The organism is Saccharomonospora sp. (assembly GCF_027317685.1).
GTDB lineage: Bacteria > Actinomycetota > Actinomycetes > Mycobacteriales > Pseudonocardiaceae > Saccharomonospora.
In genome coordinates, this window is the sequence record NZ_DAHVQP010000130.1 from 1 (window position 1) to 22,774 (window position 22,774).

A 22,774-nucleotide genomic window follows, 5' to 3' on the forward strand; every position below is an offset into this window, starting at 1 on the left:
ATGGCTTCCGACCACGATCACGGTCTGCTTCCGCTGCGACGGGAGTTCGGCCAGGGATGGCATGGTTTCGACCGCAACCAGGTGGTGCAGTACCTCGATCACCTCGAGGTGCAGATACACCGGCTCATGACCGAGCGGGACACGGCGCTGGCGAGAGCCAACCAGGTCGCGCACGAGCTGGAAGGTGCGCACAAGGAGATCGCCGCGCTGCGGGATCGCGTGGAGGAGCTGAAGAAGCCGCCGGAGCGGATCGAGGACCTCGACGAGCGCATGCAACGCACCGTCGAGATCGCCGAGACCCAGGCGGCGGAGATCCTCGCCCGCGCCGAAACCGCCGCGGAGAAGAACTGGGCCGACAGCCGCGAGGTGTCGAAGAAGCTGCACGAGCGTTACATGAAGCTGTTGGCGACGCTCGACAGCCACGCCGAGGAGCTGAAGCGGGAGCACGAGGAGGCCCTGGCCGCCACCAAGGCCGAGGTGCAGCGGATGACCACGGAGGCGGCTCGGCGGCGTGAACAACTCGACGCCGAGGCCGAGCGCAAGCGCCGCAGGATCGAAAGCGACTTCCAGGCGCGGATGTCGGCGGAGAAGAGCGCGCTGGAAAAACACATCGCCGATCAGAAGACCGCCAGCAAGAACGCGGCCGAGCGGCGGGTCGCCGAGGCGTCGGCGGAGGCCAAGCGTTTGGTGGACGAAGCCACGGCCAAGGCGAAGAAACTCGTGGACGAAGCCACCGCCGAAGCCGACCGTCGCACCACGGAGGCCAACAACATCGTCGAGCGCCTCACGAAGATCCGCGAACAGGCCCGCGCCCGGCTCGCCGAGGCCGACAAGGTGTTGCGCCACGGCGAATCGGCATTGCAGCCCACACCGGACGAGGAAGCCACGCTCACCGAGGCGCCCAGCCGGTCGTGACGCGTCGGGGCAGGGCGCACGAGCACGCGTCCTGCCCCGGTCACGCCGGACTCACGTCACTTTTCGCGCCTTCTCCAGGTTCGCCGCGAGCCTGTCGATGGTCTTGGCCTGGGCGACGTAGTCCATGGAGCTGAACTCCCACGGGTACAGCTGCTTCGCCTTCGCGGCGGGAAGCTGCGCGAAGGTGGGCTGTTCGAGCATGGCGTCGCCGTCCATCGCGCGCAGCGAGTAGAGCACCACGTCGGTGCGGTGATCGGTGATGTTCTCCCAGCTCACCGAATGCCAGTAGTACTCGGAACCACCAGGGTCCGGGTAGGACATTCCCAGCTCGGTGTAGCTGCGCAGGGCGGGATCGTCCTCTGCCTTCGCGATGTGCACGCCTTCACCGGGGTAGGCGGCCACCGCCATCACCGTGAGTTCGGACGACACGGCGGCGCGCAGCCGTTCGCGAGCGGCCTCGTAGTCCTGCTTCGGCTTCGCGAGGTCCTGGTCGGTGACGCCGAGGGACTTGGCGAACTCGACGGTGCGGTCGACGACCTCGGTGGCGGACCCGGCCATGGCGATGGCCACGATGGGGGCGATCCGACCGACCAACTCCTGCTGTTCGAGGTCGTTGAAGCCGTACAGCGGCTTCTTCGGGTCGAGTGTGCCCGCGCTGTCCACAGGGTAGGCGTGCGTGACGATCACGTCCGGTTCCTGTGCCATGAGGGCTTCGATGTCGATCTGACCGTAGGTGGTGCCGACCTCGGTGACCTTCGAGGTGTCCTTGCCCTCGAAGTTGACATCGTCGGCGAGGGCGGTGTAGCCGAACGTGGCCACCGGCTCGATACCGTAGTTCCACAGCGAGGCGACGGCGTCGTTGAGCCCCGCGACGCGTGTGGGTCGTCGGTCGAGGTTGACGGTGTTGCCGGTATCGTCGGTGAACGACCAAGCTCCCGAGCCGCTTCCCGGATCGTTCGATTCGCCGCCGCACGCGGCGAGCAGGCTGGTCGCGCCGAGCGCGAGGCTGCCGCCGAGGAAGGCGCGGCGAGACAGTGGTCTGGCCATACCGGTTAGGTTAGCCGCGCCTAAGTTAGCCCGGAAGTGTGATATCGCCGGATCGATTTCCCCTGTGCTCGATTTGTCGATGCACCGTCGTCGCCCTCGTCATACGGTGCACAACAGCAGGAAGGGGACCTCATCGTGGCTGACCGGACCGTGGAGATGGCAGTCGACGCCGAGCCGGAGCTCGTACCGGTCGTGCGCAACGTCGCGGCCGATCTCGCCATCCGGATGGACCTTCAGATCGACACCATCGCCGATTTGAGACTCGCCGTGGACGAAGCCTGTGGACTGTTGCTAGCCCGTGCGGCGAAACCGACCACATTACGGACGCGCTTCACGCTTGGCGAGAACACCATCACCGCACGCACACAGATCGCTTGCCGGGAAGGCACCACGTTGCCGCAAAGCGGGTTCAACTGGCATGTGCTCACCGCGCTCGTGAAGTCAGTGCGCAGCTTCCACGCCCACGGCGCCGCCGGCGAGGACCTCGCCGTCATCGAACTGACCGTGAGCGACCGCTGACGCGTCCGGTCGACGGCAGGGACCCACCGGACGATGTGTCGGGCTCAGCCCGGCCAATGGCACATGAGCAGGCACACGTCGTCGTCGTGGTCGCTGTCGTCCAACATCTCCTTCAGGATGTACTCGGCCCTCTCGTCGAGGGCTTCGGCCTCACACGACAGGAAAGCCTCCACCAGCCGCGCCATACCCGCGTCCAGGTCACTGGTCCGCCGCTCGATCAACCCGTCGGTGAACAACGTGACCAACGACCCCGGCGACAGTTCGCGTTCGTGCTCGGGGAACTCCAGGTCCGGCGGAAGGTAGATGCCAAGCATCGGCGCGTGTTCTTCCTCCAGGTACTTCACCACGCCCTGTGATTCCTGCAACAGGGGCGGGGGATGGCCTGCACTCGCCCAGCGCAACAGTCCCGTCGCCGGGTCCACCTCGGCCACCACGGCCGTGGCGAACAACGGCGTGTCCAGTCCACGCAGCAGGTCGTGCACTAGGCGGAGCGAGGTCGCGGGGCTGTGGCCTTCCAGGGCGTAGGCGCGCAGGGCGTTCTGCAATTTCCCCATCACGACCGCGGCGTCGACACCGTGTCCGGTGACATCGCCCACCGTCAGTACCACCGTGCCGTCGCGCCGGGTCACCGAGTCGTACCAGTCACCGCCGACGTGGACTCCGCTGGTGGCCGATCGATAGCGGGCGACGAGGACGAGATCCTGCAGAGGGGCCAGTGTCGGCAGCATCGCCCGCTGCAGACGCTCGGCCAACTCGTGTTCCCGCTCGTACTCGTTGGCGTTACGCAGGCCCACGGCGGCACGGTCGGCGATGCCCTTCGCCAACGCCACGTCGTCGTCGGTGAACTCCGCGGATTCCCGGTGCAGATCGAACACCCCGAGCACATACGGCCCAGCCGTCAACGGCACGCTCAGGCGGCTCGCACCGTCCCGCACCGTCTCCCGCGTCCGCACGGCACTCCGGGTCGCTCGATCCGGCTGGATATCGGGCTCGTCCACGCAGCTCAGGCCGTAGTCGGTCAATGTCCACACGCGCATGGTGTCCGCGAAACCGTGCGCCTGAACCAGCGCGACGACCTCCTCCAACAGCTGCATGGGGTCCAACGAGGTCACCGACGCCCGCGACACTTCGTCGAGAAAGGACGTTCGCTGCCGCTGCCGGTCGATTTCGGCGTGGAGAGCCAGAAGTCCCGCATTAGTCTGATCCAACTCGGACTGATACCAGCGCAGTTCCCGATCCCGCTCGCCCACCAGATCGACCAGTGCACGCAACGCCGCGCCCAGAGGACTTTCCGCAGAACCGTCCGAAGTGTCCTGCTCTAGTCCGTTCGCCACTCGACGCCACACGTCCTCGGGTAGCTCTCGCCCGCGTAACGCCCTGCGCAACGCGGCGCGCAACTCCTCGGTCATGTGGTTCTCCCCCCGGAGACCACGACGACGCATGCGTCGTCCCGTCTCCTGCCGTATGCTCCGAGCAGCCATCCCGCGGCCGTGGCCGGATCGTGGTCGAGCACGTCGAGATTCTCCGCCGCGCTCCACCGCTCCGAGATACCGTCCGTGTGCATGACCAACCACCCGCGGCCATCCCACGGACGTGCCACCGAGGACACTCTCTTACCGCTTCGCTGCCTTCTCCCCACGATGCCGGGCGTGGACACCAACGCCTCGTAACTGCCGTCACCGGCGATCAACCGGACGGTGGAGTTGCCCACGCCACAGAACAACATCGTCGAACGCTGGACGTGGAACTGCGCCACAGCCACAGTCGCCCCACGTCTGGTGACCATGCCGGCATCCATCGACGCGAGCAGGTCAGCGGGGGACGCGGCCGGATCGGCCAGCACGTTCTCCATCACCGCCGCGCTGGCGTCCGCCGCATCGGGGCCGTGGCCGAGACCGTCGCTCAACACCACGGTGCTCACGCCCTCAGCGCGGGCGACGACCCAGTTGTCACCGCACAGAGTCTCGCCCGGCGCCGCGGCCAGAGCGGCACCGACGTTCACCTCGGCACTCGACGGCTCGACGGACTCGTCGTGCACCCAGCGCGCCAACACCGTCGTACCCTCGCCGTAGCGTGAATATATGTCGAACTCGCCGGCCATCCGCTGGACACCGCCGAGCCCGAGACCCAACGTTCCCGTGGTGGAGTACCCGTCCCGCAGACTGTCCTGCACCCGCGCGATACCCGGCCCGCGATCGGTGGCCAGGACATCGAGACCGCCCGTGCGCGGTACCACGACGAGCTGCCCACCCGTGGCGTACTTCATCAGGTTCGTGGCCAGCTCGGACGTCGCGAGCATGACCCGCTCCACAACCGAAGGGGGAAAACCCACTTGCCGTGCCGCCTGGCCGGCCATCTGGCGCGCCTGCATCACATGGGCCGGCCCCGTCACCGCAAGCGCCGTGCCGTTCATCCCGATGCCGACCTCGTCCGGAACGTGACGGTCACCGTCGTCCCCTCCCCCAGCTTCGTATCCAGCTCGAAAGTATCCGCCAGACGTCGCGCACCACTGAGCCCGAGGCCGAGCCCTCCGGCACTGCTGTACCCGTCGGCCAGGGCCTTTTCCACATCGGCGATACCGGGTCCCTCGTCCCGGAACACCAGCCGCAGCGCCGTGTGCTTCGCCGCACGTTCCAGTTCCACCGTGGCCACGCCGCCACCGCCGTGCTGCAACGTATTGCGGGCGAGCTCACTCGCCGCCGTTACCAGCTTGGTCTGCTCGACCAGGGAGAACCCCACGGAGACGGCCACCTCCCGCGCAGCTTGCCGGACATGCACGATGTCTACCTCTTCCCGGATGGGTACCTCGTGCACGATCGAAACACTCGTCATCGCGGCCCCGAGCTGCCCAGCAGAGACAGGCCCGCTGCCACGCTCAATGCGGTTTCGAGTCCGGTCAGGGTCAAACCGAGTTCGACGAGGGTGATGGCCACTTCCGGACGCATACCGACGACCACGGTCCGTGCAGCCAACAACGCACACGCCTCCGCGATGTCGTGCAGCGTCCTGGCGAGGAACGAATCGACGAGCTCCAGCCCGGAGACATCGATGAGGACACCGCGTGCGCCCGTGTCGGTCACCCGGGTGGTCAAGTCCTCCTGCAGTGTCAGCGCCTGGCGGTCACTCAGCTGGCCCTGCAGAGTGACGAGTAAAACGTCGCCGAGACCGACGATCGAGGTCGTGGTCATGACGTGTCACCTCGACTCGTCAGTCCGGACCACCGAGTATCCGATCCTGCGCAAAGAGTACGCGAAAGCATCGGCGAGCGAGGACCTGGTCGCGACCTCGCCGAGGTCGATGCCCAACTGCACCATCGTCTGCGCGATCTGCGGCCGAATACCGCTGATGATGCACTCGGCCCCCATCAACCGTGCCGCCATCGCCGTCTTGAGCAGGTGCTGCGCCACCAGCGTGTCGACGGCGGTGACCCCCGTGATGTCGAGGATCGCCACCTTGGCCTGTTGTTTCGCAATCTCCTCCAGCAGGCTTTCCGTGGCGGCTTGACTGCGCATGCTGTCGAGCGTGCCGATGAGCGGAATGGCGAGGATGCCATCCCACATCTTGACCACCGGCGTGGACAGCTCGGCCAGTTGCTCCTGCTGGGCGAGGATCGTGTCGGCGCCCGCGGAGAGCTCCATCTCCAACAACACGTTACGTAGCGTACTGAGCGCCGTGGACAGGACCATGGCCCCGTAGTGCGCGACCTCACGGGAGACGTCCTGCTCCGCCCACAGCCGCAGCAACGGCTCCTTCAGAGCACTCACGTCGGGCAGATTGCTACCCGACGGGCCGCCCGCCGACCGCGCCGCCAACGTGCCGAGCACGGTCCGGGCCGTCGAGAACCCCTCCGCCAACGAGTCCTCCTCGGCGCTGTCCCGGACGACCTCCTGCAACCCGGCGAGCAGCGCGGCAGCCTCTTCCCTCGCGGCATCCTGGTTGCGCGAAGCGAAAACGGGAGTCTCCGCCCACGCACGCTCGATCTCGTCCTGGTGGGTCTCCAAGAACTCGACGAGGCGGGCCCGATCGGGGGAGGTGGTGTCATCGGTCATGTGTTGACTCCCAAGCAAACACGGGTGAGAACTTTTCACACTGATGAATTCGGTGCTCCCTGGCAAACTTAAGGCGCAGCAGGACAAACCTCCAGACGAAGTACTGCTCGGTAGGGGTGTAGGTGACGGCAGGAACGGTAGAACGATGACGGAAGGCGACACTTCGCCCACCGCGGAATTCTCGAATCAGTCCGAAAACTCAGGACACTCGACAGTACATGCGAAACTAGTGAACGACGAGGGATTCGTCACGCTGTGCGGGGAGCTCGATCACAACGTCGTCCCACAACTCGATGACGCCCTCGCACGACTGTTGTCCGAGGGGGTCGACCGCTTGGTGGTGGACTTCGCACGGCTGTCGTTCTTCGACTCCGCCTGCATCGGTGCGCTCGTCCGAGCTCACGCGAGTGCAACGGAACGCGGGGGAACGGTGAAACTCGTCAACGTCGACCAGTACGCCTACCGGGTGCTTCAGATCGCGGGTTTACTACCGCTGTTCGAGGTCGAACAGATCGAACGGGAAGTGTAGATGGCGGAGCGGGCCGACGTCCCGTGCGCGACTCCCCTGGTGGATACGCAGCTCAGTGTGGACAGGAGCATGCCGGCACGATCCCGTCGTGTGGCCGAGGACGCACTCGGTGAGATCGACCCCACCACCCGATACAACTTCCTACTCATGATCTCGGAATTGGTGGCCAACGCCGTACTGCACTCACGCAGCCCGAAACGGCTACGTGTGCTGAGGATCGGCAACCGGCTCCGCGCGGAGGTCTACGACGGCAGCCCGGAACTTCCCGTGGTCCTGACACCGTCGCCGTACCGGGTGCACGGACGCGGGATGTTGCTCATCGACGCGTTCGCCAGCGACTGGGGCGTCAACAGCACACCGACCGGCAAGGTCGTGTGGGCGGAGATCTCCACCTCGACGGAATCCGCCGAGACCGCGAAGGCTGGGGGAAGAGCGAGGACCGGGCAGACTCGGGGGACTGGGGAAGCCGAGGAAAAAGGCGGGGAAACAGCGGAGACCGCGCTGTCTGAGGTAACAGCGGAGAGCGCGAAGACCGGGACCGCCGTGGAGAACACCGGTACCGAATCGGCCGAAGCCATCCGCGACCACGGGCGCACCTGAGCCCACGGGCACAGCTTCGGGCCGTGTCCGCAGCGCCCGTCGCCGTGTCCGCACTTCTCGTAGTGATGTTCGCATCCCGCGACGACAATCCGCCGACATCCCGTCGACATCTCGCGTGACGTCATGCGCTGACATCACGCGACAACGTCCTGGGAGGACGACATCACTACGCAACCTGCGGACACGGCTACGCGACCTGCGGACACGGCGCCACAGCCTGCGGACACGGCCCGAGGGCGGGGACTTCCCTAGTCGGTGACGGTCACTTGGCCGGCTGTGTCGCTTGAGTCTCCGTCACCTCCTGGAGGCTCACGCTCTTCTCGGCCGCTTCCTTCGCGGTCTCGGGTAACGTCAGGAACCGCGTGAGCACGGCGGCGACGACGTACAGCGCCGCGAAGATGATGACCACTCCGGCCGCGCCCGCGGGCCCCAGGAACAGGCTCACGATCGCGGGCCCCACGAACGTCGCCGCACCGGCACCGAAGTTCAACAGCGCCATCGCGCCACCCTTGTTCTCGGGCGCGAGGGACGGCAGCAACGCCGAGATCGGCACGAAGCCCGCCAACGTCGCGCCGTAGAGCGCGCCCACGAGCAGCGCGACCCAGTAGTAGTCCGCGCCGAGGTACACCGGCACGAAGTACAGCAGCAGGATCGACACGGCACAGCCGATGGCACCGAACCAGAAGATCGTCGTCTGCCAGCCGATCTTGTCGCTGAGCACCCCGAAGATGAGGTTGAAGAAGATGTTGGTCCCGTAGATGACGGATACCAACAGCAACCAGCGGCTCTCCCCGAAGCCGATCTGATGGCTGAAGATCGTCGGGAAGAACACCAACATGCCGAACTCGGGCGCAGTGTTGATGACCCGCACGATCATGCCGACCCCGACCCGCGGTTTCTTCCACGCGATGGACAGGCTCGACATCAGGCTCTGCACGGGCTTGACCTCGGGAGGAGCGAGCCGTTGGTAGCCGGTGCGCTCTCGCACGCCGAGCAGGCACACCAAGCCACCGAGGGCGAGAACGCCCACGGACAACCACAGGGTTCCGTACTGGCCGAGGATCGGGTTGGTGAAGCTGGCGACCAGCGAACCCAGGGTGGGCAGCCCACCGGTGAACGCGAAGTAGAACCAGCCGACGGCCGCGCCCAGCCTCGCCACGGGTGCCACGGCCGTGATCCACACGAGGAAACCGAAGGCGAACATGGGGTAGCCGAACCCGCGAAGGCCGTAGAACACCAGCATCAGCGCGTAGTTCTCCCCAGCCACGGCGACGGCGAGGAAGAGCACGTCGAAGACGAGCCAGACGGCGAGGCCGATGAACATGACCCGGCGCGGCCCCCACAGTTCGGACAACGCGCCTGACAGCCAGGACGCCAGCATCACCGCGACGCCGTACACGGTGATGACGTAGGACGCACGGACCTCGGTTCCCGCGCCGTTGTCGGCGATGAACGGTGCGATGAAGCCGGACTCGATGCCGTCGCCGATCATGAACAACAGCAGGCCGACGTAACCGAGGAACAGGGGCGCGGGAATGCCCCAACGGTCCAACAGTCGAATCAGAGAGCCACCGGACCTGCCTGACCGTGGTGTCGTCGTTGAAACCATGAATGCCTCCGTACTCCAGACGAAAGCATCATGATGTGCGTTAAGTTAACACGCAAGATGTTAATAAAGTTCAGGCGGCACTGAACCGTTTCAGCCCCCGCGGCTCGCTCCGGCAGGTCCGCCCCACCTCCCACTCACAGCGGAGCGACGTCCACGGGAATGCGCTCCCGCAACTCCTTGACCAGGCCCTCCTCCACCCCGGAATCCACGATCAACCGGTCGTAGTCGGTGATGGGCGCCAGCCTGTGCAGCGCCGACCGCGGCATCTTGCTGGAGTCCATGAGCAACACCTTCGTCTCCGCCGAAGCCAGCATCGCCCGCTTCACCAGCACGATCTCGGGCTCCTGGTGGAACGTCATGTCCGTGTTCATGGCCGAGGTGGAGAGGAAAGCCATGTCGACTGTGATGCTGTCCACCGCCTCCAGACAGGGCATGCCCAGAAACGAGTCGTGGGTACGGGAGTAGTCCCCGCCGATGCAGATGAGCCGCAAGTCGTCGACGTCTTTGAGCACTTCGACGGCACGCAGGTAGTTGGTCGCCACCGTCAGCGGCACGAATTCGGACAACAGCTTGGCCAGTGACAACGCGGTCGTCGAGTCGTCCAGCAGGATCGACATGCCGGGCTCGACGAGCGTCGCCGCCTGCCGTGCGATGGCGGCCTTGGCCTCGACGTGCGCCCCGAGCCGGTATTCGGCGTTGCTCTCGAACACGGTGGAGGGCAACGCGGATACGCCACCACGGAATTTGCGCAGGACCCCGCGTCGAGCGAGCTCGTCTATGTCGCGATGGACGGTCATGTGACTGACGCCGGTCAGCTCCACCAGATCAGCCACCGTCGCCGTGCCGCGGTCGATGACGAAGTCCGTGATGCGTTGCTGGCGAACCTGGCGACTACGAGTGGTGCCGGATGTATCACTGCTCATGGTGGAAGTCTGTCACCCCGAAAGACAGGACGGCCACGGAGTTGACGTGGTCCGACGGCGATGGGCCCGCAGGTCGCACAACCCGGACGAGCCGGATGCCCGGCACGGGTTCACAGCCGCCTTGGAGAAGTTCACGGCCGTATCGAGCACAGTGTCGCCAACCTAAGCGCCGACTTTACGCTGAGCACCGCCTCGGGTAGTTACATTTCCCGCCCTGCGGTGTTAACTTAACATTGGTTTCGTGAAAGGGGCTCTGATTCGATGACACTCGCCGCGGTTGTGTTCGATATGGACGGTGTCCTGGTGGACAGCGAACACCTGTGGGAAGAGAACTGGATCGCCTACGCGGCGAGGTACGGCGTCGAATGGACCTCCGAGGACACCTCGACGGTCCAGGGCATGAGCGCCCCCGAGTGGGCCGCCTACCTCGCGAAGCGCAGTGGCACCCCGGAAACCGCAGAGCAGGTCGAACGCGCCGTGGTGGACGGCATGATCGCGGCCATCGCGGACGGCAGGGCACCGCTGCTGCCGGGGGCCGACAAGATGGTCACCGACGTCAGCGCGAAGGCCCCCATCGCGTTGGCGTCTTCGGCGCCGCGCAAGGTGATCGACGCCGTCCTGGCCACCTACGGCCTGACCGACGAGTTCACCGCCACGGTATCCAGCGCGGAGGTACCTCGCGGCAAGCCAAGTCCCGACGTGTACTTGGAGGCGGCTTCCCGACTCGGCCGCAAGGGCGACGAGTGCCTGGGGGTCGAGGACTCCAGCAACGGGATCCGCGCGGCCGCGGCGGCCGGCCTCACGGTCATCGCGCTACCGAATCGTTTCTATCCCCCGAAACCCGACGCACTCGAACTCGCCGCAGTCGTGGTCGACAGCAACGACGCCGCACGGCGCGCGCTGCTCGACCACCTCGCCGACAACGTTGCCGGGAGGACCGCATGAGTACGACCGCACCACGACCGCCACGCACCCTGGGTCGGGCCGAGACGTTCAAACGTGACTGGCTGGACGGCTTCGTCGGCGCCTACGGCCGCACGGTGCGCAAAGTGTCCGACGCCTACGGAGTCATCGCACGACACGCGCCCGAACGGGGCAAGGTCGCCGTGCTCATCGGCGGGGGCTGCGGGCACTACCCGGCGTTCGCCGGTCTCGTCGGTCGCGGCCTGGCCACGGGTGCCGTCGTGGGCGACGTGTTCACCAGTCCCAGCGCAGAACAGGTGTATCGCACCGCGCGTGCCGCCGAGGGTGGTGCCGGAGTGTTGTTCTCCTACGGCAACTACCAGGGCGATGTGCTCCACTTCGGACTCGCCGCGCGGAGGTTGGCGGCCGAGGGGATCGAGTCGCGCACGGTGTTGGTGACCGACGACGTGGCCAGCGGGCCCGCGGACACGCCCGAACGCCGTCGGGGCGTCGCCGGTGACTTCATGGTGTTCAAGGTCGCGGGCGCGGCGGCCGAACGGGGCGACGACCTCGACACCGTGGCCACGCTCGCGGAACGCGCCAACGCCAACACGCGGACGTTCGGTGTCGCGTTCGACGGCTGCACGTTGCCCGGCGCGAGCGAGCCACTATTCACCGTGAACCCGCACGAGATGGAACTCGGCCTGGGGATCCACGGCGAGCCGGGGGTGCGAACGGTGCAGAGGCTCGACGCCGTCGGTGTCGCCGACGAGCTCGTGAACGGCCTGCTGCCCGAGTTGCCCACGGGTGGGGACGGCCGGGTCGCGGTGCTGCTCAACGGCCTCGGAAACACCAAGTACGAGGACATGTTCGTGCTCTACAAGCGGGTGCACGAGCGGTTGGCCGCCGAAGGACTCAACCCGCTGCACACCGAAGTGGGCGAGTTCGTCACGTCGCTGGACATGGCGGGCGTGTCGTTGACGGTGCTCGCGCTGGACGACGATCTCGCACCGCTGTACGCCGCACCGTGTGACACCCCGGCTTACCGCAGCTCCGGAGCGATGCTGGAACAGGTCGCCCCGGTATCCACAGTGGACGAGTCGCTGACGCGTCCGGACGATGCCCAGACGGTGGGCGTCGTCGACCGCCTGCTCACCGCGGGCATGGTGCGGATCGAACGGAACGAGGACGAGCTGGGCAGGCTCGACGCCGTGGCCGCCGACGGTGACCACGGGTTGGGCATGACCCGCGGCATCCGCGCGGCCGTCGCCGCCGCACGTCAGGCCGAGTCCGACGGCGAGAACGTCTCGGGCGCGCTGCTCGCGGCCGGCACCGCGTTCGCCGACGCGGCCGGCGGCGCCTCAGGCGCGCTGTACGGCGTGCTGTTGGCCGAAACCGGCGCGGGACTCGGCGCCGTCGCCGAGACGGGCGAGATCACCACCGCGACCGTGGCCGACGCCGTCGACCGCGCGACAACGGCCTTCGTCGAACTCGGCGGGGCACGGCCCGGCGACAAGACGATGCTCGACGCACTCGAACCGTTCTGCGCCGCGCTCCGTGAGGAAGCGAATACCAGCACGGACCTGGCGCAGGCGTGGAAGACGGCGGCGAAGCGCGCGACCCAGGCCGCGGCCGACACGGCCGACCTCGCGCCAACCAAGGGCAGGGCGGCTCGGCTCGCCCAGCGCAGCAAGGGTTACGCCGACCCCGGTGCCACGTCGTTCGCACTGCTGGTGTCGGCGATCGGGGACGAGTTGGAGAAGGAGAACCGATGCGCGTCGTAGTGGCGGCGGACAACGCCGGTGTCGAACTGAAGAACGCCGTGCGCGACCAACTGCGTGCCGACGAACGGGTGACCGAGGTGATCGACCTGGGCGCCGAGAGCGCGGACGACGACACGGCCTACCCGCACTTCGGGCTCACCGCCGCCGAGAAGATCGCGAACGGTGAGGCCGACCGGGGCATCCTCATCTGCGGAACGGGTATCGGCATGGCGATCTCGGCCAACAAGGTGGCCGGGATCCGGGCCACGGTCGCGCACGACTCCTACTCGGCGGAGCGTTCGATCAAGTCCAACAACTGCCAGATCATCACGTTCGGTGCGCGGGTCATCGGCCCCGAGTTGGCGAAGAAGATCACCGGCGAATGGATCGGCTACACCTTCGATCCCACGTCGGCCAGCGCGGCCAAGGTCGCGCGTATCACCGATTACGAGACCCAGGCCGCCTGCTGAAGGCACGTTCAAGGGAGGACGAGAGGTGCGAATTCTCAGCGCCGGTGACGAGTTCGTCGGCAACGACCTGTTGATGGCGGCGATACGGGCCGAGCTGGCCGGCACGGGGATCGAAGCGGACTTCCGGGAACTGTCACTGCCATGGCCCGTCGAGCCGTTCGGCCCGGTCGCGGAGGTCAACGAGGCCAGCGGCACCGAGGACCAGGTGCTCGAGGCGCTCGACGGCGCGGAGATCGCCGTCACCCAGATGGCGCCGTTCACGAGGAGGGTCTTCGCGCAGGCCCCGCAGTTGAAGCTCGTGTCGGTGTGCCGGGGTGGGCCCGTGAACGTCGACCTCGCCGCCGCCACCGAGGCCGGCGTGGCCGTCACGTTCACGCCGGGACGTAATGCCGCTGCCGCCGCCGAGTTCGCCGTGGGCCTGCTGCTGGCGGCCATGCGCCGCATCTCCACGTCGTCGGCCGAACTGCTGGCGGGCACGTGGCGGGGCGACTACTACACCTACGCCAAGGCGGGAACGGAGCTCGAAGGCACCACCGTGGGCCTCGTCGGTTACGGGGCCATCGGTGCCCGCGTGGCGAAGGTTCTGGTCGCCTTCGGGGCGAAGGTCCTGGTCTCCGACCCGTATGCCGACCGTGCCGTCGTCGAGGAGGTCGGTGCCGAACTCGTGGAGCTCGACGACCTGTTGCGGCGCAGCATGGCCGTCAGTCTGCACGCCCGGCTCACCGAGGAGACCCGCAACCTCATCAGCGCCGAGAAGCTCGCTCTGCTGCCGCACGGGGCGGTGCTGGTCAACTCGGCCCGCGGCGGTCTCCTCGACTACGCGCCGCTGCCGGACATGCTGCGCTCCGGTCGTCTCGGTGCCGTCGCACTCGACGTCTACGACGTGGAGCCGCCGCCCGCCGACTGGGCGCTGCGTGACGCGCCGAACGTCATCGCCACCCCGCACCTGGGGGGTGCCAGCAAGCAGACGGCCGACCGCGCAGCGAAGATCGTCGCCGCCGACGTCGGTCGCTACGTTCGTGGTGAGCCGCTCGCCCACGTGGCGAACCCGGATGTGTTGACGAGGTAACCATGCTGCGGATCATCGGCGTCGACATCGGCACTTCACTGACGAAGGCCGTGGTCTTCGACCAGGCCGGGATGTCCGTCGCGCAGGCGTCCGCACCCTCTCAGGTGCGGTATCTGCCCGGCGGAGCGGTGGAGCAGGACTTCGAGCAGGTTCTCGGGACAGTGGCGTCCGTGGTGCGGGAAGTGACCGCACAGCTCGACGGCCCTGTGGACGCTCTGGCTCTGACGGGCCAGGGCGACGGGGTGTGGTTGCGCGACGCCGACGGGTTCTGTGTCCGACCCGCGATCTCGTGGCTGGACGGCAGGGCGAACGCACTGCTGACCGAATGGCAGCGGACGGGAGTCACCCGCGAGGTGTTCCGCCGCACGGGTTCGGGCATGTTCCCGGGCTGCGCCGGGCCGATCTTGGCCTACCTCGACGAGCACGAACCGTGGTCGCTCGACCGTGCGGTGGTCGCGGGGTACTGCGTGGACGCGGTGTTGCAGCGGCTGACCGACGAGATCACCGTGGACGTCTCGAACGCGTCGCTGCCGTTTCTGGACCCGCGGACCCGCTCCTATGACGAGGAGGCCATCGCCGCGTGCGGGCTGACCCATCGGCGGTCGCTGCTCGCCGAACCGGCCAAGTCACATGATGTGTTCCGGCTGAATCGCGCCAGTGCGGAGCTGCTGGGGCTTCCGGAGGGGCTGCCCGTGACCGGTGGTCCGTTCGACCTGCCCGCGTGCGCGATCGGCGCCGGGGTCCGCGAGCCCGGTGACGGCATCCTCACCGCGGGCACCACGCTGGCGTGTCAGGTGCTCACCGACAGTCCCCGGTTCGACCCGGAAGGCGAACCGGCAGGTATGTTGCTGTGCACGCCGCAGGAGGACAGGTATCTGCGGGGCATGCCCGCGATGGTGGGCACGGCGGGGATCGACTGGGCCTGCCGCATGCTCGGCATCGAGGTCGAAAGCCTCGACGAGTTGTTGGCGGCCAGTGCGCCCGGCGCGAACGGGGTGCGTGCGCTGCCGTTTCTGTCAAGCTCGGGAGAACGGGCACCGTTCGTCGACGCCGCCGCCCGCGCACAGTTCACCGGCCTTTGCCTGGAGAACACACGCGCCGACCTGGTGCGGGCACTGTGCGAATCGATCGCGTACGCGGCCCGCCACTGCTTCGAGGCCGCCGGCCTCACCGGCACGTTGTACGCCAACGGCGGCGGTGTGCGGTCGGCGGAGTGGACCCAGATCTTCGCCGACGTGCTCGGCAGACCCATCGTCATCCCCGCCGAACCCGGCATCGGCGCCCGGGGAGCCGTCCTCACGGCCGCGGAGGCTCTGTCGGAGCCGTTCGACGTGGACGTCTGGGCCGCCAACTCCCGTACCGTGCAGATCCGACCGCAGGTCGCCGAGGTGTACGAGCACGGCTACGCCGCCTACCTCGACTCGCTCTCCTCGGCACGTCGACAGTGGAGCCGATAGATGCTGCTCGCCGAACATCGCGAAGCCGTGTGCGCCTACGCCCGCAGAATGGTCACCGACGGACTCGTCGTCGGTACCTCCGGGAACATCTCGGCGCGGGACGGGGACCTCGTGGCCGTCACACCGACCGGCGTGGACTACGAGTCGCTGCGCCCCGAGAACATCCCCGTGCTGCGGCTCGATGGCACTCCGGTGGAGGGCGACCTGAAACCAACCAGCGAGATGCCGATGCACCTGGCGATCTACCGTGACGCCAAGGACCCGGACGGCGCCGACATCAACGCCGTGGTGCACACCCACTCCACCCACGCCGTCGCTGTGTCCACAGTGGTCGAAGAGGTCCCGCCGGTGCATTACATGGTCGCAGCCATCGGCCCGAGCGTGCGGGTGGCGCCGTACGCCACGTACGGCACCCAGGAACTGGCCGACGTCATGCTCACCGCGTTGGACGGCCGCCGCGGTTGCCTGCTCGGCAACCACGGCACCGTCACCTACGGAGCCGACCTGGCAGCGGCGTACTCCCGTGCCCAGCAACTGGAATGGGTGTGCCAGGTGTGGCTGGCGGCTCGTTCGGTGGGCTCTCCACGCCTGCTTCCCCGCACCGAGATCGAGCACGTGGTCGAACGGTTGCGCGGCTACGGCCAGAAATAGCGGCCTCGCCGGGACATCCGGTCGACGAGATAACCGAAGGGGAACACCAGCGGCCACGACAACTCGGCCAACGTCGGGTCGACGAACACCAACGGCAGCGACGGGACGAATCCGACGATGACCGAGACCCCGCCCGCGAGGCTGCGTCGGACTTACTCGGGATCGGTGTCCTCGTGGGTCAACGGGCGGGCGTGGGCCCGAAACCGCGCCCGCCCCACGGCCGCGTACCACCACACCGCGGTGGAACTCACCCGGTGAGGATGATCGTGGCCGCATACAGCACCACCGCGGCCGTGGTGTCGCCGTGCTCGTCCAGCACGGCGGTGGGAAACGGCAGTAAAGTGAGGGCGATGGCGAACACGCCGTCGGACAGTGCGACGAGGCGCTCGATGCCACCCGTGTCGCCCATGCGACGTTTTTTCCGTATCCGTCGCCGTATCCGTTGCCTTCAGCTGTAGAGGATGCCTCCGTCGATCAGCACCGACTGTCCGGTCATGTAGTCGGAATCGCGGGAGGCCAGGTACGACACGAACGACGCCACGTCGTTCGGCTCCTCAACCCTGCCCAGCGCGATCATCTCGGAGAACCGCCGCAGAGCCGTGCCTCGCTCCTCGCCCGACTGTTCGGTCATCTTCTCGTCGATGAGGTCCCACATGGCCGTACCGACGATGCCGGGGCAGTAGGCGTTCACGGTGATGCCGTGCTTGGCCCACTCCTGCGCCGCCACCTGCGTCAATCCTCGAACTCCCCACTTGGTGACGGAGTAGCCGCCGAGCATCTCGAAGCCCTTGTGCGCGGCGATGGACGCGGCCCCGATGATCTTGCCGCCGGTGCCCTGTTCGATCATCTGGCGTGCCGCGGCCTGGTAGGAGTTGAACACCCCGTACAGGTTCACCCGCACGAGCCTGTCCAACTCGTCGAGCGTCGTGTCCAACAACGGGTTGACCGCCGCGATACCCGCGTTGGCGGCGAAAACGTCGAGCTTGCTGAACCGCTGTACGGTGTCCCTCACCAGGGCGTTGACCTGTTCCGGGTCGCTGACGTCCGCGGTGAGGGCGATGGACCGACCGCCGGATCGCTCGATGCCCTGCACGACACCGTCCAACTCCTCGCGCATGGAGTCCAGGTCGGCCACGGCGACGGCGAGTCCGTCCCGCGCCAACCGCTCGGCGATCTCTTTGCCGATTCCGCGAGCCGCCCCTGTCACGATGGCTGTGCGCTGGTCCGTGCTCGTCATGGGAGAGGCCTCCGAAGCGGGTCGTCGCGGTCGTGTCCCTTACTTCTCCTACCCGGTGACCGGACGTTCCACACCTGAGCGGAACACCCGCTAATCGACGCCGTTCACGCTCCGCGACCACGGAATCTAATGTGGTTTTTACTGCCTGACCAGCCGATTCGTGAATGGATGATCGTGCCGAAGCGAACGACCACTTCGGATATTCACCCTCGGTGAACGAACGCACCGAGTCAGGTCCCATTCACCCCGAGCATTCGCCGTGCACGAGCCTTTCGTACTACACGAGTAGCGTTCATCCATAAAGGATCAATCATTCCTACGGACACTTCGGCACGTGGATACCACAGACACATACCTATTGTCGACCCCCTGAAGCCGGTGATTTTTCGATTTTCCCCTGATAGCACCGGGTTCTCTGGTTTTCCCTCGACTCCCAACCCGGTACGTGCGTACTCGCGGACCGTCCGTCAAGGAACGTCATTTCGTGACAGTCCGGTGGGGGCCGAGCGCATCGCGATCGGATTCCCCTTCCCCACCAGGACGGGTGACGTTCCGCTGCGCTTTCCGCGCCGACCCGGTTCCCTGGTGGTGTGCTCCACGATGCGCACTCTTGGACACCGAGAAGATTCTCATTGCCGATCCGGCCCCACAGCCACGATCAGCGTTCAATTCCCAAGCAATGAGGCCGATGTCACGCTCATTGCTCCGTTCGAGGTAGTAAGGCGTTTTCACCTCCATCGGCATCCCCTTATTCCGGACATATCGCGCCAGACGGTAGCGGATGACTGGACCTTTGCGGAGACTGTCCGGACACAACTTGTCAGGTCGGGGAGGATTCATGGCGGCACAGAACACCACCCAAACGCCGCACGCTGACACCGCGCCCGAGCCGAAGGCCGTGCGCAAAGCCGTCGCCGGTTCGGCGATGGGGAACTGCATCGAGTGGTACGACTTCGGCGTCTTCGGCTTCATGCCGGCGATCCTCGGCCAGGCGTTCTTCAACGCTGGAAGCACGTCGGAGGGCGCGCTGGCCACCTTCGCCCTGTTGGCGGTGACCTTCGTGATCCGGCCGTTCGGCAGCTTCGTGCTCGGCCCGCTCGGCGACAAGCTCGGCAGGCAGCGAGTTCTGGCTCTGACGGTCCTGATCATGTCGGGTTCGACGTTCGCCATCGGGCTGCTGCCCACCTGGAACCAGATCGGCGTATGGGCAGCGATCCTGGTCATCCTGCTACGAGGCCTACAGGGCTTCTCCGCTGGTGGCGAGTACGGAGGCGCGGCCACCTTCATCGCCGAATACGCGCCGTCCAAACGTCGCGGCTTCTTCGGTAGCTGGCTGGAGTTCGGTACTCTCGCGGGCTTCTTCCTCGGTGCCAGCACGGTGACGTTGTGCACGATCATTCTCGGTGACGCGGCCATGCAGCAATGGGGCTGGCGGATCCCGTTCCTGATCGCGGGTCCGCTCGGCCTGGTCGGTCTCTGGCTGCGGACGAAGGTCGAGGACACTCCTTTGTTCAAGGACCTCGCCGTCGAGCACAAGGTGGCGAAGTCGCCACTCAAGGAGCTGATCACCACCAACTGGAAGTCGATCCTGCACCTGATCGGCCTGGTGATCCTGCTGAACGTCGGTGACTGGATCCTGCTCGGCTACATCGAGACGTACCTGAAGGACCAGCTCGGGCTCGAAGGCAACGTCCCACTGCTGATCATCATGGGCGTCATCCTGGCCATGATGATCGTGATCGTGCCGATCGGGGCGCTGTCCGACCGGATCGGCCGTAAGCCGCTCCTCGTCGCCTGTTGCGCCGGTTTCCTGGCCCTGCCGATCCCGGCGTTCTCGCTGATGGAGGGCAGCAAGACCGAGACCGGCGTCAACGCGCTGATGTTGGCGGGCGGGCTGGCGATGCTCGGCGGTTGTCTGGTGTTGTTCCTGGCCGTGGTGGCGTCCACGCTGCCGGCCATGTTCCCGACGCGGGTGCGTTACGGCGCCTTCTCGATCGGGTACAACGTCTCGACCGCGGCCTTCGCGGGCACCGCGCCGTACATCGTCGGCTCGCTGGTCAACGTCACCGGCAACACGATGTGGCCCGCGTTCTACTTGATGGGCGCGGCGGCGATCGCCGCCGTCCCGGTGCTGCTTTTGCCGGAGACGAACGGTCTGTCGCTGCGCGGTGTCGTGAATTCGCGTCAGCCCGTGCGGAAGCCCAGGGCGACACCGGCCCCGGTCACCGGGTGATGCCCCGGGGAACCCCACACCGCGAGGTTCGGTGTACCGAATTGACTCCCGAGTGGACACACTTGCTCCCCGTATGTCCACTCGGGAGCGGTTTCGGCTATGGGGAACCTCGCGAATTCGTCCACTCAGCGCGACTTCACACATTTCTAAGGAAGTTCGCGAAGGACCACCGAGGACACCGCCAACCAAGTCTATTAAGGACCAATGTGAACCGTGGACCGCCGAGAGCGGTCACTTCGCGGTCCGCATCGGCTTGCCACGCTCCCATGGAAATCCCACCACATGTCCGGTTGAATCAGCGGAGCTCGCATGGACACCGTGAACCAGAGCTGGTCCGCCCTCCCTTTTCCCGTCGAGGACTCAGGCCGGCTGCCCCTTGGCCCCGAGGCGTCCCCGAGCGACGGGACCGTCGTCGCCTTGGGGGTCGTCTGCGATGGCAGGACCCCGTGGGACGAGTCGAACGGCCAACTCAGTTTCGCGCTGAATGAGTACGTGGAGCTCGAGTCCGGGAAACGTGTGGTGTTGTGCAACGAACGGGGTGTCACCGTCGGTGTGCGCGGTGGCGCCTCCCCCGACTTCACAGCAAGCGAGCTGCATGAGCTCTTCTCGACGGCCCTTCTTCCGAACGAGGGTGAGGGGTCCGAGAAACCACTCCCGTACGAGTGGCTGGCTGAACTCGCGGCACGTCACAACGTCGACGTGACCCCGGAGGAACTCGAGGCCCTTCCGTACCACTTCGACTTCCGTCCCGCGGTCAACGCACTCGTCCGGCGGGACTGAGGCGACCGGCCGAGGTCAGGTGGCTCCACCGTGATCCGGGGCTCCCGCGTGGCGGAACACGATCCCGCACGTCGACGCCACGTGATCCGCTCGGAGTTCGACGGCCATCGGCTCCCGTCGCTGGGACGGGAACGGCCCTTCCCATGTCCGTGGATCTCGAACCGTGCGTCACCAATGAGATTCGCGGGGAAGGGTGTCCACTCCCAGGCGGGCCGATGGTGCCTGTTCCCCGGCCCGTCCGAACGACCCGCCCTGCCGTCCCCTGACGCGCAAGGCGACGAATCGGCATTGACGACCGGAGACTTGACCAAGTCGCCGACTCGGCTGGTCGCCGATCACCTGGCCACTCCCGGCCTTTCACCACGCAGGGCCCCTTGGTTCGGGGTACTTCGTCGCCGGGGCGGCAGCCGACTTGGAGGACATCAGAGTCGGCGGTTCATGAGGCGCATGTGGGGCTTTCGATCTTGAAGCCCCACACTCACGAACCTTCGACCAGAGCGTTTGGTGCCCCCGACGGGACTCGAACCCGCACTGAATCGATTTTAAGTCGACCGCCTCTGCCAATTGGGCTACGGGGGCATAAGAAAGCTTAAGCCCCCGCCTTCCGCTACGACTTCGACGCCCTCTCGAATTCTTCCTTCGGGTTGTTGATCTGCCCCAACGAGACGATCTCGCGGCGGAACAGGCCACTGAGTGCCCAGTCCAGCAGGATGCGCACCTTGCGGTTGAAGGTGGGCATCGCCTTGACGTGGTAGGCACGGTGGAACAGCCACGCCGGGTAGCCCTTGATCTTCAGGTTCATGGCGTCGGCCACACCCTTGTGCATACCGAGACCGGCCACCGCACCGAGGTTCTTGTGGTAGTAGTCGGCCGGCGTGCCACCGCGCAACGAGCGGATGATGTTCTTGGCCATGTGCCGCGCCTGCCGCACCGCGTGCTGGGCGTTGGGCGGGCACGTCGCCGTGGGGTCGTTCTCGGTGCGCGACAGGTCCGGCACGGCGGCCACGTCACCGGCGGTCCACACGTCGGGGTGGCCCAGCACCTGCAGAGTGGCCGTGGCCTGCAGGCGGCCGCGCTTGTCCGTGGGAAGGTCGGACTCGGCGACCACCGGGTTGGCCTTCACACCGGCGGTCCAGATGATGGTGTCGCTGTCGAACTCGGTGCCGTCGGACAGCACGACGTGGCCGTCCTCGAACGACTTCGCCGCCGTCGACAGGTACACCTCGATGCCGCGCTTCTCCAGCTGCTCGGCGGTCCAGACACCCAGCGTCTCGCGCACCTCGGGCAGAATGCGCCCCGCCGCCTCCACGAGCACCCACCGGATGTCCTCCGGCTTGATGTTGTCGTAGTAGCGGCAGGCGTCGCGAGTCATGTCCTCCAGCTCGGCGAGCGCCTCAATACCGGCGAACCCGCCGCCCACGACGGTGAACGTGAGCATCCTCCGGCGCAGCTCGGGGTCGAGCGTGCTGGACGCCTCGTCGAGCTTGGAGAGCACGTGGTTACGCAGGTAGATGGCCTCGCCGATGGTCTTGATGGCGATTCCCTGCTCGGCGAGCCCCGGGATCGGCAGCAGCCGGGCGACGGAGCCGAGCGCCACCACGAGCACGTCGTAGTTGAGCTGCTCGATGTGACCGTCCGGCGCCTCCACGGTGACGGTCTTGTTCTCGTGCTCGATCGCGGTCACCCGCGCGGTGAGAACATGGCAGCGTCGGAGCACCCTCCGCAATGGAACGACCACATGACGTGGCTCGATGGAGCCGGCAGCCGCCTCCGGAAGGAACGGCTGGTAGGTCATGTGCGGCTGCGGGTCGACAACGGTCACGGAGGCCTCGTTGGCTCGCAGCCTCTTCTGTAGCCCGAGGGCCGTGTACAAGCCGACGTATCCGCCACCGAGGATCAGGATCCGCGTCGGTTCCGACTTGACTGCCATAACTCTATGGTGGCACTGCCAAACAGTTGATGTTAGCTACCCCTCCTTGTCTGTGACCAGCGTCGCCACGCCACCCAAAACGATTCAGTT

Annotated in this window: 23 protein-coding genes and 1 tRNA gene; 12 read left to right on the plus strand and 12 right to left on the minus strand. The window is 66.6% G+C overall.

From position 1 onward, the window contains the following. The coding region (locus M7H19_RS15615; protein ID WP_298182081.1) for a cell division protein DivIVA at positions 1-915 on the plus strand (915 nt) is incomplete at its 5' end. 51 nt (positions 916-966) lie between these two features. Here M7H19_RS15615 and M7H19_RS15620 read toward each other — a convergent pair. Further along, a complete protein-coding gene (locus tag M7H19_RS15620) occupies positions 967-1,962 on the minus strand; it encodes an ABC transporter substrate-binding protein (RefSeq protein WP_298182083.1) in 996 nt (331 codons plus the stop codon). A 135-nt stretch (positions 1,963-2,097) separates the two neighbouring features. Between M7H19_RS15620 and M7H19_RS15625 the strand changes: the two genes are divergently transcribed. Further along, the gene (locus M7H19_RS15625; protein ID WP_298182085.1) at positions 2,098-2,481 is read left to right on the plus strand and encodes an ATP-binding protein; all 384 of its coding nucleotides are present in this window, start codon (positions 2,098-2,100) and stop codon (positions 2,479-2,481) included. Positions 2,482-2,525: 44 nt separating this feature from the next. Here the strand turns inward: M7H19_RS15625 and M7H19_RS15630 are convergent, their stop codons facing one another. Genes M7H19_RS15630 through M7H19_RS15650 form a run of 5 tightly spaced genes read right to left on the minus strand, consistent with a single transcriptional unit; the run spans position 2,526 to position 6,530 of the window. Further along, positions 2,526-3,890, minus strand: a complete 1,365-nt coding sequence (locus M7H19_RS15630; RefSeq protein ID WP_298182088.1) for a GAF domain-containing SpoIIE family protein phosphatase — start codon at positions 3,888-3,890, stop codon at positions 2,526-2,528. Next, positions 3,887-4,894 (minus strand): ATP-binding protein, encoded by a 1,008-nt coding sequence (locus tag M7H19_RS15635; protein ID WP_298182090.1) that lies wholly within the window; start codon positions 4,892-4,894, stop codon positions 3,887-3,889. The genes M7H19_RS15630 and M7H19_RS15635 overlap by 4 nt, the downstream gene beginning before the upstream one ends. After that, positions 4,891-5,313: an ATP-binding protein gene (locus M7H19_RS15640; RefSeq protein WP_298182092.1), complete on the minus strand. Its 423-nt coding sequence runs from the start codon at positions 5,311-5,313 to the stop codon at positions 4,891-4,893. Before M7H19_RS15640 ends, M7H19_RS15635 begins: the two co-directional genes overlap by 4 nt. Next, positions 5,310-5,669 carry an STAS domain-containing protein gene (locus M7H19_RS15645; RefSeq protein WP_298182094.1) on the minus strand — a complete coding sequence of 120 codons (360 nt, stop codon included), beginning with the start codon at positions 5,667-5,669 and terminating at the stop codon, positions 5,310-5,312. Before M7H19_RS15645 ends, M7H19_RS15640 begins: the two co-directional genes overlap by 4 nt. A gap of 6 nt (positions 5,670-5,675) precedes the next feature. Then, positions 5,676-6,530 carry an STAS domain-containing protein gene (locus M7H19_RS15650; RefSeq protein WP_298182097.1) on the minus strand — a complete coding sequence of 285 codons (855 nt, stop codon included), beginning with the start codon at positions 6,528-6,530 and terminating at the stop codon, positions 5,676-5,678. 145 nt (positions 6,531-6,675) lie between these two features. Here M7H19_RS15650 and M7H19_RS15655 point away from each other — a divergent pair, with 145 nt between their 5' ends. Both M7H19_RS15655 and M7H19_RS15660 read left to right on the plus strand, forming a co-directional pair. Next, positions 6,676-7,059, plus strand: a complete 384-nt coding sequence (locus tag M7H19_RS15655; RefSeq protein WP_298182099.1) for an STAS domain-containing protein — start codon at positions 6,676-6,678, stop codon at positions 7,057-7,059. A 69-nt stretch (positions 7,060-7,128) separates the two neighbouring features. Next, positions 7,129-7,659, plus strand: coding sequence for an ATP-binding protein (locus M7H19_RS15660; protein ID WP_298182102.1), 531 nt, complete (start codon positions 7,129-7,131; stop codon positions 7,657-7,659). Between the two features lie 262 nt (positions 7,660-7,921). Here M7H19_RS15660 and M7H19_RS15665 read toward each other — a convergent pair whose 3' ends face one another. Both M7H19_RS15665 and M7H19_RS15670 read right to left on the minus strand, forming a co-directional pair. Beyond that, positions 7,922-9,268, minus strand: coding sequence for an MFS transporter (locus tag M7H19_RS15665; RefSeq protein ID WP_298182104.1), 1,347 nt, complete (start codon positions 9,266-9,268; stop codon positions 7,922-7,924). A gap of 134 nt (positions 9,269-9,402) precedes the next feature. After that, complete coding sequence (locus M7H19_RS15670; protein ID WP_298182106.1) at positions 9,403-10,191, minus strand: DeoR/GlpR family DNA-binding transcription regulator; 789 nt, start codon at positions 10,189-10,191, stop codon at positions 9,403-9,405. Positions 10,192-10,452: 261 nt separating this feature from the next. On the opposite strand from M7H19_RS15670, the gene M7H19_RS15675 reads away from it, so the two are divergent. From M7H19_RS15675 to M7H19_RS15700, 6 genes are read left to right on the plus strand one after another with little or no spacing between them, the layout of a single operon-like run. Next, on the plus strand, positions 10,453-11,136 hold the full coding sequence (locus M7H19_RS15675) for an HAD family phosphatase (protein ID WP_298182108.1): 684 nt from the start codon (positions 10,453-10,455) through the stop codon (positions 11,134-11,136). Further along, positions 11,133-12,878, plus strand: coding sequence for a dihydroxyacetone kinase family protein (locus tag M7H19_RS15680; RefSeq protein ID WP_298182110.1), 1,746 nt, complete (start codon positions 11,133-11,135; stop codon positions 12,876-12,878). The genes M7H19_RS15675 and M7H19_RS15680 overlap by 4 nt, the downstream gene beginning before the upstream one ends. After that, on the plus strand, positions 12,866-13,327 hold the full coding sequence (locus tag M7H19_RS15685; RefSeq protein ID WP_298182112.1) for a ribose-5-phosphate isomerase: 462 nt from the start codon (positions 12,866-12,868) through the stop codon (positions 13,325-13,327). Before M7H19_RS15680 ends, M7H19_RS15685 begins: the two co-directional genes overlap by 13 nt. Positions 13,328-13,352: 25 nt before the next feature. Then, positions 13,353-14,396, plus strand: a complete 1,044-nt coding sequence (locus M7H19_RS15690; RefSeq protein ID WP_298182114.1) for a 2-hydroxyacid dehydrogenase — start codon at positions 13,353-13,355, stop codon at positions 14,394-14,396. A 2-nt stretch (positions 14,397-14,398) separates the two neighbouring features. Then, positions 14,399-15,853, plus strand: a complete 1,455-nt coding sequence (locus tag M7H19_RS15695) for an FGGY-family carbohydrate kinase (protein ID WP_298182116.1) — start codon at positions 14,399-14,401, stop codon at positions 15,851-15,853. Further along, positions 15,854-16,504, plus strand: coding sequence for a class II aldolase/adducin family protein (locus tag M7H19_RS15700; protein ID WP_298182118.1), 651 nt, complete (start codon positions 15,854-15,856; stop codon positions 16,502-16,504). Between the two features lie 247 nt (positions 16,505-16,751). On the opposite strand, the gene M7H19_RS15705 is transcribed toward M7H19_RS15700, so the two are convergent. Together M7H19_RS15705 and M7H19_RS15710 are read right to left on the minus strand one after the other, a co-directional pair. After that, positions 16,752-16,913, minus strand: a complete 162-nt coding sequence (locus M7H19_RS15705) for a hypothetical protein (protein ID WP_298182120.1) — start codon at positions 16,911-16,913, stop codon at positions 16,752-16,754. Positions 16,914-16,952: 39 nt separating this feature from the next. Next, on the minus strand, positions 16,953-17,741 hold the full coding sequence (locus M7H19_RS15710; RefSeq protein ID WP_298182122.1) for an acetoin reductase: 789 nt from the start codon (positions 17,739-17,741) through the stop codon (positions 16,953-16,955). Positions 17,742-18,579: 838 nt separating this feature from the next. Here M7H19_RS15710 and M7H19_RS15715 point away from each other — a divergent pair. Both M7H19_RS15715 and M7H19_RS15720 read left to right on the plus strand, forming a co-directional pair. Further along, entirely contained in the window at positions 18,580-19,974 is a 1,395-nt protein-coding gene (locus M7H19_RS15715) for an MFS transporter (RefSeq protein ID WP_298182124.1), read from the plus strand. A 309-nt stretch (positions 19,975-20,283) separates the two neighbouring features. Further along, positions 20,284-20,754 carry a hypothetical protein gene (locus M7H19_RS15720; protein ID WP_298182126.1) on the plus strand — a complete coding sequence of 157 codons (471 nt, stop codon included), beginning with the start codon at positions 20,284-20,286 and terminating at the stop codon, positions 20,752-20,754. A gap of 502 nt (positions 20,755-21,256) precedes the next feature. Here the strand turns inward: M7H19_RS15720 and M7H19_RS15725 are convergent. Beyond that, positions 21,257-21,333: transfer RNA gene (locus M7H19_RS15725), tRNA-Leu, on the minus strand. Positions 21,334-21,361: 28 nt separating this feature from the next. Further along, positions 21,362-22,684, minus strand: a complete 1,323-nt coding sequence (locus tag M7H19_RS15730) for an NAD(P)/FAD-dependent oxidoreductase (protein WP_298182127.1) — start codon at positions 22,682-22,684, stop codon at positions 21,362-21,364. Between the last annotated feature and the right edge of the window lie 90 nt (positions 22,685-22,774).

Coding starts and splice junctions, on each gene's coding strand:
- M7H19_RS15620 (WP_298182083.1), bottom strand. CDS start 1,962: ATGGCCAGACCACTGTCTCGCCGCGCCTTCCTCGGCGGCAGCCTCGCG.
- M7H19_RS15630 (WP_298182088.1), bottom strand. CDS start 3,890: ATGACCGAGGAGTTGCGCGCCGCGTTGCGCAGGGCGTTACGCGGGCGA.
- M7H19_RS15635 (WP_298182090.1), bottom strand. CDS start 4,894: ATGAACGGCACGGCGCTTGCGGTGACGGGGCCGGCCCATGTGATGCAG.
- M7H19_RS15640 (WP_298182092.1), bottom strand. CDS start 5,313: ATGACGAGTGTTTCGATCGTGCACGAGGTACCCATCCGGGAAGAGGTA.
- M7H19_RS15645 (WP_298182094.1), bottom strand. CDS start 5,669: ATGACCACGACCTCGATCGTCGGTCTCGGCGACGTTTTACTCGTCACT.
- M7H19_RS15650 (WP_298182097.1), bottom strand. CDS start 6,530: ATGACCGATGACACCACCTCCCCCGATCGGGCCCGCCTCGTCGAGTTC.
- M7H19_RS15655 (WP_298182099.1), top strand. CDS start 6,676: ATGACGGAAGGCGACACTTCGCCCACCGCGGAATTCTCGAATCAGTCC.
- M7H19_RS15660 (WP_298182102.1), top strand. CDS start 7,129: ATGCCGGCACGATCCCGTCGTGTGGCCGAGGACGCACTCGGTGAGATC.
- M7H19_RS15665 (WP_298182104.1), bottom strand. CDS start 9,268: ATGGTTTCAACGACGACACCACGGTCAGGCAGGTCCGGTGGCTCTCTG.
- M7H19_RS15670 (WP_298182106.1), bottom strand. CDS start 10,191: ATGAGCAGTGATACATCCGGCACCACTCGTAGTCGCCAGGTTCGCCAG.
- M7H19_RS15675 (WP_298182108.1), top strand. CDS start 10,453: ATGACACTCGCCGCGGTTGTGTTCGATATGGACGGTGTCCTGGTGGAC.
- M7H19_RS15680 (WP_298182110.1), top strand. CDS start 11,133: ATGAGTACGACCGCACCACGACCGCCACGCACCCTGGGTCGGGCCGAG.
- M7H19_RS15685 (WP_298182112.1), top strand. CDS start 12,866: ATGCGCGTCGTAGTGGCGGCGGACAACGCCGGTGTCGAACTGAAGAAC.
- M7H19_RS15695 (WP_298182116.1), top strand. CDS start 14,399: ATGCTGCGGATCATCGGCGTCGACATCGGCACTTCACTGACGAAGGCC.
- M7H19_RS15700 (WP_298182118.1), top strand. CDS start 15,854: ATGCTGCTCGCCGAACATCGCGAAGCCGTGTGCGCCTACGCCCGCAGA.
- M7H19_RS15705 (WP_298182120.1), bottom strand. CDS start 16,913: ATGGGCGACACGGGTGGCATCGAGCGCCTCGTCGCACTGTCCGACGGC.
- M7H19_RS15710 (WP_298182122.1), bottom strand. CDS start 17,741: ATGACGAGCACGGACCAGCGCACAGCCATCGTGACAGGGGCGGCTCGC.
- M7H19_RS15715 (WP_298182124.1), top strand. CDS start 18,580: ATGGCGGCACAGAACACCACCCAAACGCCGCACGCTGACACCGCGCCC.
- M7H19_RS15720 (WP_298182126.1), top strand. CDS start 20,284: ATGGACACCGTGAACCAGAGCTGGTCCGCCCTCCCTTTTCCCGTCGAG.
- M7H19_RS15730 (WP_298182127.1), bottom strand. CDS start 22,684: ATGGCAGTCAAGTCGGAACCGACGCGGATCCTGATCCTCGGTGGCGGA.